Annotated in this window: 14 protein-coding genes and 1 pseudogene; 1 reads left to right on the top strand and 14 read right to left on the bottom strand. The window is 36.0% G+C overall.

Annotated elements, in window-relative coordinates:
- From KI369_RS24580 to ykzP, 9 genes and pseudogenes are all read right to left on the bottom strand, one after another.
- Positions 1 to 90 (bottom strand): annotated as a pseudogene (locus KI369_RS24580) (6-pyruvoyl tetrahydropterin synthase); the annotation flags it as partial.
- 160 nt (positions 91 to 250) lie between these two features.
- Complete coding sequence (locus KI369_RS24585) at positions 251 to 1,033, bottom strand: DeoR/GlpR family DNA-binding transcription regulator (protein WP_000117658.1); 783 nt, start codon at positions 1,031 to 1,033, stop codon at positions 251 to 253.
- 40 nt (positions 1,034 to 1,073) lie between these two features.
- Positions 1,074 to 2,258, bottom strand: coding sequence for a saccharopine dehydrogenase family protein (locus tag KI369_RS24590; RefSeq protein ID WP_212957850.1), 1,185 nt, complete (start codon positions 2,256 to 2,258; stop codon positions 1,074 to 1,076).
- Positions 2,255 to 3,352 (bottom strand): 2-aminoethylphosphonate--pyruvate transaminase, encoded by a 1,098-nt coding sequence (gene phnW / locus KI369_RS24595; protein ID WP_212957852.1) that lies wholly within the window; start codon positions 3,350 to 3,352, stop codon positions 2,255 to 2,257. The genes KI369_RS24590 and phnW overlap by 4 nt, the downstream gene beginning before the upstream one ends.
- 15 nt (positions 3,353 to 3,367) lie before the next feature.
- A complete protein-coding gene (gene phnX, locus KI369_RS24600) occupies positions 3,368 to 4,162 on the bottom strand; it encodes a phosphonoacetaldehyde hydrolase (protein WP_212957854.1) in 795 nt (264 codons plus the stop codon).
- Between the two features lie 21 nt (positions 4,163 to 4,183).
- On the bottom strand, positions 4,184 to 5,941 hold the full coding sequence (locus KI369_RS24605; RefSeq protein ID WP_212957856.1) for a putative 2-aminoethylphosphonate ABC transporter permease subunit: 1,758 nt from the start codon (positions 5,939 to 5,941) through the stop codon (positions 4,184 to 4,186).
- A complete protein-coding gene (locus KI369_RS24610; protein ID WP_212957857.1) occupies positions 5,942 to 6,943 on the bottom strand; it encodes a putative 2-aminoethylphosphonate ABC transporter ATP-binding protein in 1,002 nt (333 codons plus the stop codon).
- A gap of 20 nt (positions 6,944 to 6,963) precedes the next feature.
- Complete coding sequence (locus KI369_RS24615) at positions 6,964 to 8,040, bottom strand: putative 2-aminoethylphosphonate ABC transporter substrate-binding protein (RefSeq protein WP_212957859.1); 1,077 nt, start codon at positions 8,038 to 8,040, stop codon at positions 6,964 to 6,966.
- 228 nt (positions 8,041 to 8,268) lie between these two features.
- Complete coding sequence (ykzP, locus tag KI369_RS24620; protein WP_000240799.1) at positions 8,269 to 8,421, bottom strand: protein YkzP; 153 nt, start codon at positions 8,419 to 8,421, stop codon at positions 8,269 to 8,271.
- 145 nt (positions 8,422 to 8,566) lie between these two features.
- On the opposite strand from ykzP, the gene KI369_RS24625 reads away from it, so the two are divergent.
- Complete coding sequence (locus KI369_RS24625) at positions 8,567 to 8,902, top strand: DUF3905 domain-containing protein (protein WP_212957862.1); 336 nt, start codon at positions 8,567 to 8,569, stop codon at positions 8,900 to 8,902.
- A gap of 40 nt (positions 8,903 to 8,942) precedes the next feature.
- On the opposite strand, the gene KI369_RS24630 is transcribed toward KI369_RS24625, so the two are convergent.
- The 5 genes from KI369_RS24630 to phaR all read right to left on the bottom strand — a co-directional run.
- On the bottom strand, positions 8,943 to 10,292 hold the full coding sequence (locus KI369_RS24630) for a TrkH family potassium uptake protein (protein ID WP_212957864.1): 1,350 nt from the start codon (positions 10,290 to 10,292) through the stop codon (positions 8,943 to 8,945).
- Between the two features lie 23 nt (positions 10,293 to 10,315).
- Positions 10,316 to 11,509 (bottom strand): NAD(P)/FAD-dependent oxidoreductase, encoded by a 1,194-nt coding sequence (locus KI369_RS24635; protein ID WP_212957866.1) that lies wholly within the window; start codon positions 11,507 to 11,509, stop codon positions 10,316 to 10,318.
- Between the two features lie 95 nt (positions 11,510 to 11,604).
- Positions 11,605 to 12,690 carry a class III poly(R)-hydroxyalkanoic acid synthase subunit PhaC gene (gene phaC / locus KI369_RS24640; protein ID WP_000206842.1) on the bottom strand — a complete coding sequence of 362 codons (1,086 nt, stop codon included), beginning with the start codon at positions 12,688 to 12,690 and terminating at the stop codon, positions 11,605 to 11,607.
- An 83-nt stretch (positions 12,691 to 12,773) separates the two neighbouring features.
- Positions 12,774 to 13,517 (bottom strand): acetoacetyl-CoA reductase, encoded by a 744-nt coding sequence (locus tag KI369_RS24645; RefSeq protein WP_212957868.1) that lies wholly within the window; start codon positions 13,515 to 13,517, stop codon positions 12,774 to 12,776.
- 153 nt (positions 13,518 to 13,670) lie between these two features.
- Positions 13,671 to 14,043 (bottom strand): polyhydroxyalkanoic acid synthase subunit PhaR (phaR, locus tag KI369_RS24650; RefSeq protein WP_212957870.1); only part of this gene is annotated, 373 nt, incomplete at its 5' end.

Genomic DNA, 14,043 nt, shown 5'->3' on the forward strand with positions numbered 1-14,043 from the left:
AATTTCACTTTTTTCTTTTTCATTAATAAAACCAATTTTTTGCAAAATATTTGCATACAATACAAGTTTATTATATATCCGTTCTGACATACTTTGCCCTTCTTTCCTTCGACCAACTTTTTTTGTATTGGTAAATTATATGAACGAGATGAGAAAATGTGTCCACTTTTTGCATAAATACAAATCTTTTATCCCTTTATTTGCAGGCAGTAAAACTCCCACCTCAAAATTAGGTGGGAGTTCAATTTATTTAGCAAATTGTCCATTGAATGTTATGCTTTTTGACTTCCTCTTCAAAACTATAAGGCATTTTCTTATCACAAATGACATGTTGAATACGTGAAAATGCTGCTATTCGGTAATTTCCTTTTACCCCTACTTTTGTATGATCACATAAAATATATGTTTTCTCTGCTAATTTCAGCATCGCTTCTGACAGTTTCGCCTTTTCTAATTCAAAACTAGAAACTCCAAAACCAGGTAACAATCCATCAATCGAAACGAATGCTTTATGAAAATGAAATTGCTGGATTACTTGCTGTGAAATAGACCCTGACACACGTGAATGCTTTGGAGATACTTTTCCACCAATAAATAAAACTTCACCGTGAAACATCTTTTTATTAATAGAAGAAATTAATTGTGTTGCTACTGGAAATGAACTTGTTACAATCGTTAAATTTTTACGATGAACAAGATATGGCACCATTTGAAGTGGTGTACTTCCGTCATCAATCGCAATCACATCTCCATCTTCCACGAACGTTGCTGCTTTATACCCAATTCTCTTCTTCTCTTCTATATGCAGCATCTCTCGTTCTAACATTGGCGCCTCTATTCCAGCTCCCGGAAGTTGGACGGCTCCACCATACACTTTCTTCAACTTCTTTTCACGATCTAATTCTTCTAAATAACGACGAATCGTCTCTGTTGATACAGCAAACTCTCTCGCTAACTCTGAAACTTTTACTTTTCCTTTAAACTCTACCTTCTCAAGAATGGTTCGCTTTCTTTCTTCACCTACTACAGACATGGCTTCACCCCATTGATTTCTACCTCATAAACTGCCTTACTTATACAAAGTTATAACTTTCTTTTTCAGTAAAAACTTCTTCATGAATATGAATACCACGCTTTACTAGTTCATCAAAAATAATTTGTGGATTTACAAAAGCTTCCTCTGGTGTCACAACGCCAACTTTATTTACATGCCCTTTTGCGATTAACTCTGTAGCAATCCCAAATGGAATACCTACGTTTCTCGTATAAGCTCTTAATTTTTCCCATCCTACAACAGATCCATCAGATAACGGGTGTGTATGATATAATACGTGCCTTTGTTTCTCATTATTTTTCATACCTATTACTTCTACATGAAGTGCATAACCGTAAACTTCTGTTTCTTGCCCCTCTTTCGATTGTAATAAATACTTCGAAATACAATCCATAATGCCAATCTCTTTCCCATTTATGTCAACCCGATCATTACGCAATATACCATAATCATATAAAGCACGTACGAGCTGCATATTTTGCTTTGGCCAAGTTCCTCTCGTCTCTATCAGTTTGACGCCTTTATTTTCTAATGCTTTTGCTAACGTAATCGTTTCAGAATGCGGTATTATATACTGCATTGCCTTACCATAAGGCGCCGGTAATTCAATTTCTCTTGGACGCGCAAACGGAGGTACTTGTTTAAACTCACCATCTTCATATACTGTACGCGATGGTAAATGTGGATCATATTCATATGTCGTTGTTTCTGTAATTGATGCAGAAAAAGCAATTGGGCGATACGAGCCATGACTGACACGAACTGACTCTACAGTATGTAGCTGATTTGCTGCATGCATTGCCATCATTTGCGTTACACCTGGTGTCATACCAAAACCAGGTAAACACGTTTTTCCGTTTTGAACAAATAAAGAATGAAATTCATTTTCTTCACCAAATCCATTCAAATTCACGCCGTGACAACCTGCTTCTGCAATACATCGAGTAGACAATCCATTTAACTTAATTGTCGTACCATCCATTACAATGTCATAGCCTTGCATTTTTGCAACTGTATCCTCGTGATTCGTTACATCTACTTTCACAAAATCAACACGAGGATCGTTGAGCCATTCTACTACTTTCAGGCCCTCTTCTTCATTAAAATCAGCTACTGTAATCGTCTCAAAGGATGAAAATTGCACTAAATCTAAAATTGCTTCACGACAAATTTTTCCTGCTCCACCTAAGCAAAATACTTTCAACCTATAACAACTCCTTTAGCGATACTATCAACTAAGCGATTAATATCTGCCTCATGTACATCACCGATATTTCCAATGCGGAATGTATCTACTTTTGAAAGTTTACCTGGATAAATCACAAATCCATCACACTTTAATTCATTATATAACTGCCCAAAATCGAACCACTCTTTTGGATAAATGAAGGATGTAATAATAGGCGATTGATATTTCTCATCTACTAGCGGCTTAAATCCGATTTCTCTCATTCTATTCACTAATAGTTTTTGATTGTTATAGTATCGATTGTAACGTGCTTCTACTCCGCCCTCTTTTTCTAATTCAAGTAGTGCTTGATAAAAAGCGTGTACAACATGTGTAGGTGACGTAAAACGCCATTTCCCATTTTGATTTTCCATTGTTTCCCACTGATCGTATAAATCTAATGATAATGAACGTGCTTGCCCCTTACATTTCACCAATTCATCGCGCTTTGCAATAACAAAGCCGAACCCAGGAACACCTTGGATACATTTATTCGCACTACTAATTAGAAAGTCAATTTGCAACTCCGCGATATCTATTTCAATACCACCAAAACTACTCATTGCATCAACTAAGGTTACTTTTCCATATTGCTTCCCTAATTTACATACATCTACAATTGGATTGATAATACCTGTTGTTGTTTCACAATGAACAACTGCAATATGTGTAATCTCTTTATCTTGTTGCAATATTTTTTCTACTTCTGCAATATTAGTAGGCTCCCACTCTTCTGTTTGACTAACCACCACATCTATATGTAACATCTCTGCCATTTGTACAATTCGCTTACCGTACGCACCATTTGTACAAACAAGCAGCTTTCCGTTTTTAGGAATGACAGAACCAATGACTGCTTCAACTGAAAACGTACCACTCCCTTGCATTAAAACAGTTGTATATTTCTCTTCTTCTTTCGTTGCTAACGATACAAGTTTAGCTCTTACCTCTTGTACCATTGTGTTATATTCAGCATCCCACGTACACCAATCGTATAACATAACTTCTTTTACTGTTTTTGTTGTCGTTAATGGTCCTGGCGTTAATAATAAGTAGTGATTTTCAGTCATGATCCTATTCCCCTTTTATGAAATAATAAGTTCTTGTTTTTCGATATGTTCCATTACACTTTCGAGTTCCTGCATCGTTTCAATCGTAAAGTGCGCCCCATTTTCAACAAAACGATTACGAACTACTTCTATTTTTTCACGAAGTTCTGCTGAATCCATATTCTCCACTTCCTCTTCAGTTAAACCGAGCTCGCTACTGCCGAGTATTACACCGACTGTCCACATTCCAGCATTTCTTCCCTCTTTCATATCCGATACCGTGTCTCCAACTTTTATCATATGATTCATTGGATATACACCAAGTTCCATCGCATTTTTATAACACATCCACGGATATGGACGACCCGCTAGAACATCATCTGGCGTTACAAGAAAATCAGGTTTATACCCTTGTAGCGCTGCTTCTTTTGCTACAATGTTCATCATTTCTCTCGTATAACCAGTCGTTGAACCAATTTTAATACCTCTTTCACGTAAAGAAGCAATCACTTCTTTTACTCCATTAATCGGCGACGCATAGCGTGGTAAGATAGCGAAGAGAATCTCTTCAAATTCTTCATACATCTCCTGAATGTCTGCTTCTGTTGGTAATTGTCCGAAAACGCGATTCCACTCACTCGCAATACGAGGCATCTCTGTAAGTGCCCTTACATGATCAATTTTTAATAACCCCATTGGCTTACGAGCTTCTTCCGCTGTAATCTCAACACCACGTTTATGGAAGATCTCCATAAATACTTCCAGTGGTGCAAAACATCCGTAATCAACTGTCGTACCTGCCCAATCAAAAATAACTGCTTCTATTTTCATTCAATCCATCACCCTTCTTATTTATCTTTTTTGCCATTGTGAAGTTCGGTTACGAAGTGCTTTCGTTCCCCATTCATATACAACTCTTACTACAATATTTGTAACAACAATAAGTACACTCATTGCAGCTGCTGGTGCTACATTTCCTGCATCATCCATGTTTACAATTGATACAGCAGCTAGTTTAAAATCAGCTGCGTATAGAAATACGACTGCCGACACAGTTACCATTGAATTTACGAAGTAGTACATTACCATTTCTAAAATTGCCGGTAAACACATCGGTACTGTTACTCGAAAGAATGTTTTATAAAATGGAATCCCCATCGACTGGGAAACAAGTTCAAACTCACGATCTAATTTCTTTAAAGCTGTCGTTGCTGTAACAAATGTTACAGAATAAAAATGAATGATATTGACTAGTACTAGCACAGCGATTGTTCCGTATAGAGAATGAAACGGATTCGTTACGGAAAGTCCAAAGATTTGTATAGTTGGTTGACTAAAGAAGAAGACATAGCCTAATCCAAGTACTAAACCTGGTATCGCTAAAGGGACGATAGAGAAAAAGTAACCTGCTTTTCGGAAAAATTGTAGCTGATCTATTTTCTCAATCGCATAAGCGAACATAAATGTTAAAACCGCTCCAATAACCGCTGTGATCGCTGAAACAATTACGCTATTTTTAAACGCTTCAAGTCCATCTCCTGTTAAACTTGAAAAATTAAAATGCTCAAATGTAAAGCTCATATTATATGGCCATACTTTCACACTCGCAGCAATACCAACTGCCACAAATAATAGAATGATCATAAGCGTTACTACGCTACAATATACGAATGAAATAACATCTCGTTTCTTATTATTTACTATTCTGTAAGGTACTGATTTTGAAGATAAGAGATTCGCCTGCTTTCTTTGCGTAATGCGATCAACTGCAAATGCAAAAATAGCTGGGATTAATAAAATCATTCCGACAGTTGCACCCATCGGCATATTTTGCTGTCCAATTACTTGTTTATATACGTCAGTAGCAAGTACATTATATTGTCCACCAACAATTTTTGGTGCCCCAAAATCAGTGAAACTAAGTGTAAACACAACGAACATCGCACTAATTAACCCGTACTTTACACTAGGTAAAGTAACAGTGAAAAATTGCTTTGCTTTACTCGCTCCTAACATATTAGAAGCTTCATATAAACGATAATCAGAGCCTTGAAAAGCAATTAATAATATAAGAAATGCTTGCGGAAATGTATACATGACTTCAGCCATTACAATTCCTACTGGTCCATATAAAGGAATTTGTATCCCTTCAAACAAACCAAACATCCCTTTCGTTACTAACCCTTGATTACCAAATAAATATGTCAGTGCGATACCGTGCATCATCGTTGGTGCGAATAGTGGTAACAAAGCGACATATTGAAATACACGCTTCCCAAACACATTCGTACGAGCAATCGCATAAGCGTAAACGAAAGCGAGTGTCACTGCAATAATTGTTGTTGCGCCTGAAATCCATATCGTATTTTGTAAGGATTGAACTAGCGTTGGTGTTGTGAAATATTTACTAAAATTCGCAACACCAATAAAAGCTCCATCTTTATCATAAAAAGCTTGTGTAAACAATTGTAATAGTGGCAATACAAGCATAATCAAAAAGGCAAGAATCATACCAATAATTAATAGTCTTTGTATCCACTCTTCTTTACCGATACGTCTCTTAATCTTTTTTTTCGTATTTTCTACCTTTAAATTTTCTAACATCTCCATCTATACAACTACCTTCTTTCCATATGACAACATATGATTTTCTGAGAAAGAGATTTGAATCGGCTTTCCTTTCCTAATAACTGTTTTTTCTACTTCTGATGCCAATATATCTACAACGATTTTCTCATTATATAGATGTGTTTCCTCATCTATAACTCGCACTTCTGTCCGGTATACAGATCCGCGAAACTCCATGCCTTCTACAATTGTTTTAATACCATTATTTTGTACGACTGTTACATGTTCCGGACGAATTGCATGCTCTTCGTTATTTTTCGAAAAGAAATTAATAGAACCAATAAAATCTGCCACAAACGGATTAGCTGGTCTTTGATAAATCTCCTCAGGTGTTCCAATCTGCATAATTTCCGCATGATTCATTACAACAATTTTATCAGCCATCGTTAATGCCTCTTCTTGATCATGCGTGACCATAATAGTTGTTACTCCTACTTTTTCTTGCAAATCACGCATTTCTCTACGTAACTTTTCACGTACTTTTGCATCTAAAGCAGATAATGGCTCATCCAGTAACAAAATATCCGGAGACAGAGCGAGCGCACGTGCAAGTGCAACTCGCTGCTGTTGTCCGCCAGACATTTGAGCAGGATATTTATCTTTTACATTCAGTAAATCAACTAGTTCTAACGCCGATAGCGCCTTCTCTTTTACTTCTGCTTTTCCATATTTTTTTGCCTTTAAGCCGTATTCAATGTTTTCAAGTGCTGTTAAATTCGGAAATAGTGCATATGATTGAAACACCATTCCAAAATTCCTCTTTCCAGGAGGTAATGCTGTAATATCTTTTCCATTCACAGCTATACTGCCTGTTGTTGCCTCTTCTAGCCCTGCTAAAATTCGAAGCAATGTTGTTTTCCCACAGCCACTTGGGCCTAATAAACATACAAACTCATTTTTTTTCACAGTAAAAGAAATATCTTTTAACGCTGTAAATGCATCAAACTGTTTTTGAATGTGTTGAATTGATAAATATTCGCTCATTTTTTCTCTCTCCCACTCACTTACTTTTTCGGTTCTGCTTTTTGGCCAAACTCTTTTTCCCATTTTTCTAAAATTTTGTCGCGATTTTCTGCTGCCCACTTAAAGTCATTCTTTTTGTATAACTTTTCTGTCACATCTTTCGGGAATCCATCTGGAAGTTTATAATCATTTTTAATTGTCGCAAATCCATTTTTCTCGAAGTACAACTTCATTACATCATCAGTAATTGCCCAATCTAAAAATGCTTGCGCTAATTTTTCATTTTTTGCATTATCTTTTTTAATAAGTGCGTTCGCTTCTACTTCCCAACCTAATCCTTCTTTCGGCAATACAACTTCAACTGGTGCACCTTTTTGCTTCTCTTTCAAAGCACTATAAACCATCGATACGCCAACTGGATATTCACCTGCACCTGCTAGTTTCGCTGGTTTTGAACCTGAATGTGTATAAGATGCCATATTATCATGAAGTTTCTTCATGTACTCCCAGCCTTTATCTTCACCCATAATTTGTAACCATGCAGAAACTGTTAAGAATCCTGTTCCTGAAGATGCTGGATGTGGCATAACAAGCGTTCCTTTATACTCTGGTTTCGTTAAATCTTCATACGATTCTGGAATTGGTAAATTTTTCTTTTTTAATTCTTCTTTATTTACAGCAATCCCCGTCATAAATGCAGTATTTCCTACCCATTTTTCTGGCTGCTTATCATCTTTAAATTGCGGAAGAACACGATCTGCTCCTTTTGGAGAGTATCCTTTTAACATATCTTTTTTATCTAAAGCCAATAGACTTGATGCAGCAGTTCCCCATACAACATCTGCTTGTGTATTTTTTCCTTCCGCTAGCAATTTCGCTGTAATAACTCCTGTTGAATCACGTACAATGTTCAACTTAACATCGGGATATTTCTTTTTAAAAGAATCGAGATAAATTGGTACAAGTTCTTCTTCAATCGCTGTGTAAACCGTTAATGACCCAGATAATTTATCATCTTTTACTTTTGCCCCAGCACTTTCTTCTTTCTTTGCACCACACCCCATTAATAACGAAAATACCATTCCAGTTGCTACAGCTTTAAAGATTGTTTTTTTCACTGTCTCTCTCTCCTTTTACAAATCTTATGTACAACTCAAATATAAACAACTAGTGTAAAAGCAGTATTAAACCAACATTAATCTTTTGTTTGTTGTTTGTTTTTGTGTAATACGTTGCTACTTCTATGTTTTTTCATATTTTTCTGCTAATAGAAAACACAAAATTTACAAACAATTAAAAAAACCTTTATAATCCCACAAAAAAATGAGGCGTTTGTAAAAAACGCCTCATTTTTGTTTACCTTTTTTTGAATTACGATTTGCATACTTTGCGCTATTTTCTCCTTCGTACTCTAATGCAAATTCTGCATCTGGTAAGCTTTCTTTCGGAGTTTTATTATTGTTGATTGCCGCATTTTGTTTCACTTTTCTTTTTACCAATACATTCACCTGCTCTCAAGAAATCACTTTCTACTCTAGTTTGAAGCAAGCTGAAATAATTATTACTGGCAAGTGTTAACAAGTACCTAAAAGCCGATAGATGGAAATACTACATATGAACAAATGATTAAAAGGAGCGATGATTTTGAAGAAGAAAGAAAAGATTCAGTCGCCAATTTTAGACGAAACGCTCCCGCATCAAATGAATTTTCCATCTTTTAAAGGAACAGGAAAGAAGATGCAACAACCTTTCATAAATCAATTTGACGTCGTAATCGGAGACAGTAAATATGATTCCGAGAACAGTCCACTTCACAATTGGAGTGATGAAGTAGATCCTGCCATTATGGCTGGAGAAGAATGGATCCATCCTACAAATGATATTGGGTGGATTTCAGAAGAAAATCAAGAGTTGCTAAAAAAAGAAGTAGACAATAAGAATGAGGCTTTTATGCATCCTCAATTTGGCATTAACGACTAAAAAACCATTCTACCTAACCTAGGTAGAATGGTTTCATATGCTATCCAATAATGATTCGCTCTTTCGGATATTTATAGCGTGGCGGTTGTTCCCTTCCACCGCTAGCTAAAATAAATGTTAAAATACCAACACGTCCAATAAACATGAGTACAATAAGTACCAGTTTACCTACAGTTGTTAAATCTGGCGTAATACCCGTTGATAGTCCAGTCGTTCCGAAGGCCGAACAAACTTCAACGATTAGGCTCATAAGTGGCACATTTTCCGTAATAGATAAAATGAATAACGCCGTGGCACATAATAAAATCCCCATCGTCATAACGACGGATGCTTTTAGTACGTCCTCTTCATGTAGCTGACGTTTGAAGACTCTAACTGTTCTTCCGCCCCTTGCAAACGTGTATAACGATAATATGCTAACAGCAAATGTTGTCGTACGTATTCCGCCCCCAACCGAACTTGGTGATGCCCCGATAAACATTAATATACTCATAAACAAAAGCGTCGGTTGTGACAGTTCACGTATATCCATTGTAGCAAGTCCACCACTTCGCGTCGTCACAGATTGGAATAATGTATAAAATACCGTTTCATGCCATGATTTTCCTACTAAAAAATGATTTCGTTCTAATAGAAAAATCATAATGGTCCCAACAACCACGAGTGCAAAAAATGTTGTCGTCGTCAGTTTTGTGAATAATGAAAAACGAAATAGTTGCTGTCTCCTTTTACTAAGAAATTGCTTTATTTCCATTAGCACTGGGAAGCCGATAGCTCCTAAAATAATAAGTAACATATGAATCATTTGAACAATATAATCTTTTTTATACGGAATTAATGATTGCCCTGTTAAATCAAATCCACCGTTCGTCGTTGCACTAACAGCCGCAAAGAAACCGTGGAAATAAGCTTCTTGCCAAGTTGGAAAGTAAAGTAGAAATCTTGTCCCTAGCAGTATCGCTCCAATAAGTTCTATTGAAATAATTACAATTAAAATAGAACGCATCAATTCTACAAGCCCCGATAAATTCCCTTGATTATGGTCTGCCATAATTAATCTTCTTCTCTGCAAACCAATCTTTTTCCCCGTTATTATCCAAACAAATGTACCAAGCGCCATAATTCCTAAACCGCCCAATTGCAAAATAAGGGCTAAAACAATAATGCCCGCTGTGGTAAATGTATCTGAAATTGTAACAACAGATAATCCCGTAACACTTACCGCACTAACGGATGTAAATAAGGCGTCGATAAACGTCCATTTCACACCAGCCTTCGTAACAAACGGTAAACTAAGTAATATCACTGATACGACTACTGCTAATAAATAAAACAAAACAATGAGTTGTACAGGACGTAATTTTTGTAAAAACTTTTTTATATCTCTCATTCCATCACTTCGCTACCTTTTTTCTATCGATTAAATAAAGAAAAATCTTCGTTTTCTTTATTTGTAAATAACTGCTCAAATAATTTGGCAAAGACCATTCCATATACAGTTCCATTGCCTCCATGCAGTAATGCGTAAAATAAATTATGTATCTTTTTGTCTTCTTTTAAAATAGGTAGACCATCATGAGTACTACCAAATGCTGCTGCCCAATAATACTCTGCTTGTATATTCTTATACTGCGGGAACATCTCTTTTACAATGTTAATAAGGATATCACGCTTATGCAATAATTTCGTATCACCAATTGTTTGAATTTTCATCGTTTCATCTAATCCGCCTATCATAATGCGGTTTTGATACGTCCGAAAATATAAGTAAGGACGTGCTGTTTCCCAAATTAATGATCGCTCATGCCAGCCTTCAAATGAATCTATCTTATTTGTCACAACTGCATAAGATGTTTCCACTGTTGTATTTTTTTCTTTCTTTCCGAAAAGTGCTTCATAACCTGTCGCCATAATAATATTCTTTGCTACAATTTGATTTCCTGTTTTCGTATAACAAATTAAATCATTTTGGCGTTTTTTTATATGTATGGCCTCTGTATGCTCATATATAGTAGCACCCATTTGATTTGCTTTATGCAAAAGACTGTGCGCTAATAAATACGGATTCACCTCGGCATCACCGTGTGTGTATAATGCCGCTTGTTTTATAAAAGGATAACGTTCCTTAATATCAGATTCTGTAAAATACTCAACAGGAAATCCATAATTCTGTAACGTATTGTACTCCTCTTGTAAAAATGAGACATCCTCAGTTTTACTTGCATAATATAAACTACTTCTCGGAATAAAATAGGGATCAATATCGAGAGTCGGTACCACTTTCTCCATTGTTCGTAACGCTTCGTAACAAAGTTTATATGCTCGTACCCCTTTTTCTTCACCAAATGTATGGATAAGTGAGGTTAACGATTTATCATGAAGAAACTGTAATAAACCTACATTTGCAAATGTACTACCACATGCAATTTCTCTTTTTTCAATAAGTATTACACTCATACCAATTTTCGCTAAAGAATACGCTATATGGGCACCTGCTTCGCCACTTCCGACTACGAGCACATCACATATCATATCATTTCCTAACGGTGGATAACAAGGTACAGAAACTCCTGTATTCCAAAACAGCTTACCAGTTATAAGGTTCATAATTATACTCCTAAAACATAAATTTCTCCTTTCTATGTTTTGTTATTTTCCATAAAAAAATCCAACTAACTATACGCTAGTTGGATTTTTTATTTTTAATTAGAACGCTCTTCTAGCCAATTTCCAACCGTCGGATATGTTTGTTTTACCGCTGTTCCACCGTAAACGATCGACATATGTCCCGTCGGTAAACATACATATTGTTTATCTGTGCTAGAAATATGATCTAGCAACGCTTCTACTTGGCATGGCAGAGCGATATGATCACGTTTCGCAGAAATATTTAAGACATTCGCCTTAATATTTGCAAGGTCTACCTTTTGTCCGCGAATAACGAGTTCACCTTTCACTAATTTATTATTTTGATAAAAATCACGAATCCATTGTCTATAAGATTCACCCGGGAATGGAATACCGTCACCAACCCACTTTTGAACTAATTTCCAACTTTCGACGAAGCGCTCATTTTCTGAACGATCGAGTAAAGCGACATATGGACCTACAAAGTTTGTGATTGGTTTTAACATCTTATTTCCGAAATCAATCATTTCTGGCGGAATATTTCCGAATGTATCAACCGCTTTATCTAAATTGAAGTATTTCTCATCTAATAAAGGACCGTATAATCCTGTTTCAGAGAAATCAAAAGGACTTGTCATAAAGATTAAGTTACGAATTGGCATGTGCGGATGAAGTGCCGCATAAATAGAAGTTAGCGTTCCACCCATGCAATAACCAAGTAAAGAAATCTCGTCCGATTTTGCAGTTCGCATTACTTTCTTCACTGCTTTTGCAATATAATCAAACACGAAATCATCAAATTTCAAATGACTATCTTCTAAACCAAATGTGCCCCAATCCAGCATATACACATCGAAACCACGATCTACTAAATATTCCACTAAACTATTTCCTGGAGTTAAATCCATAATATATGGCTTATTAATAAGAGCATATATTAATAAGATTGGTACTCTCTGTGTTTTTTCTTGTTTTGGAATGTAACGATACAGCTTCGTCTTATTCTTCGTCCAAATAACTTCTTTCGGTGTTAAACCAACTTGTGGTTCTGGTTCGCGTAATAAAACTTCGCTCGCTCTTTTCACACGGCGATATGCTTTACGATATTCTTCTGGGTACAACTCCAATTGCTTTTCCCATTCCGTTACGAATGTAGTCATTTTTCTATCTCCTTTTCGGTCGATTTATTTCTAAAAAAAAGAAGTGCATTCCTGCTATGGATATGCACTTTTTTCTTACTTCATTACATGTATAATCCACCGTTAATGTTTAATTGCTGACCTGTGATATACGCACCGTCACGGCATAGGTATACTACACCTTTTGCAATTTCATCAGCTTGACCAAAACGTTTTTTCGGGATTTTCGCAACGATTTTTTGACGTACTTCTTCCGGTACTTCTGCTACCATTTCAGTATCAATAAATCCTGGGCAAATTGCGTTTACAGTTACATTTGTTTTTGCAAGTTCTAATGCTAATGATTTTGTAAATCCTAACATACCCGCTTTTGCTGCAGAGTAGTTTGTTTGTCCAAATCCACCAGCTTGACCAATAATAGAAGAAATACTAATGATTCTTCCTTCTTCAGCTTCCGTTATGTATGGAAGTACAGCACTTGTCGTATTAAATACGCTGCTTAAGTTCACGTCAATTACGCGCTCCCAATCTTCACGATTTAACTTTTTGAATGTACGATCTCTTGTAATACCAGCATTATTAACAAGAATATCAACTTTACCAAAATGATTCACAGTCTCTGCTACAAGTCGGTTTGCATCTTCTACTTTCGAAACATCCGCTTGAACTGCATAAACGTCATGTCCTTCTTTTCCTAATTCATTTACTAAGTTTTCAGCTGCTTCTTTACTACTGTTATAGTTAATAACTACTTTTGCTCCCTCTTGTGCTAACGCTACTGTAATTGCTTTTCCAATTCCTTTTGCCCCACCTGTTACGATTGCTACTTTGCCATTTAATTGAACCATTTCTTTTCCCCCTTAAATGAATTTGTGAACGATTGTTATGAATCATTTTGGTACTCATATGAATAGAGTCCATATATTAATTATGTTTCGTTGTTTATACATGAAAAAGAGATTCTCCCCTTCCCTTTTACACGTTGTAAACAAACGCTATTATCATTTTTTATTTTCAGGCTTATTCGCAGGCTTTCCTTCTTCTTTTACAGGTTCTTGTAGTTTCGCTAGTACTGCATTTTGCTTTTCTAGCAATTCCAAAATTTGATCCACTTTCGTTTCTAATGTGCGAATATCTTGTTTTACTTTCGTAACATCACGCTTTAATGTAGGGGCTTGTCCTAATGAATCCACTTTCTCTTCTAGAACTTCCTCGATATTATCAACTTTATTTTCTAAGTTAATAACAAGCGTAGCTACTCTAGCGATATCCTCTTTCGTAGGCACATTCACCTGTTCTAAATAACTTTTTGTTGTATCATTTAACGCTTTTTGATAAAACAAATTCAAGTCTAGAACGCTGCCCATCCAAGCA

It is taken from the genome of Bacillus sanguinis, assembly GCF_018332475.1.
Taxonomy (GTDB): Bacteria; Bacillota; Bacilli; order Bacillales; family Bacillaceae_G; genus Bacillus_A; species Bacillus_A sanguinis.

Coding starts and splice junctions, on each gene's coding strand:
- KI369_RS24605 (WP_212957856.1), bottom strand. CDS start 5,941: ATGGAGATGTTAGAAAATTTAAAGGTAGAAAATACGAAAAAAAAGATT.
- KI369_RS24585 (WP_000117658.1), bottom strand. CDS start 1,033: ATGTCTGTAGTAGGTGAAGAAAGAAAGCGAACCATTCTTGAGAAGGTA.
- phnW (WP_212957852.1), bottom strand. CDS start 3,352: ATGACTGAAAATCACTACTTATTATTAACGCCAGGACCATTAACGACA.
- KI369_RS24610 (WP_212957857.1), bottom strand. CDS start 6,943: ATGAGCGAATATTTATCAATTCAACACATTCAAAAACAGTTTGATGCA.
- KI369_RS24645 (WP_212957868.1), bottom strand. CDS start 13,517: ATGGTTCAATTAAATGGCAAAGTAGCAATCGTAACAGGTGGGGCAAAA.
- phaC (WP_000206842.1), bottom strand. CDS start 12,690: ATGACTACATTCGTAACGGAATGGGAAAAGCAATTGGAGTTGTACCCA.
- phnX (WP_212957854.1), bottom strand. CDS start 4,162: ATGAAAATAGAAGCAGTTATTTTTGATTGGGCAGGTACGACAGTTGAT.
- KI369_RS24630 (WP_212957864.1), bottom strand. CDS start 10,292: ATGAGAGATATAAAAAAGTTTTTACAAAAATTACGTCCTGTACAACTC.
- KI369_RS24635 (WP_212957866.1), bottom strand. CDS start 11,509: ATGAACCTTATAACTGGTAAGCTGTTTTGGAATACAGGAGTTTCTGTA.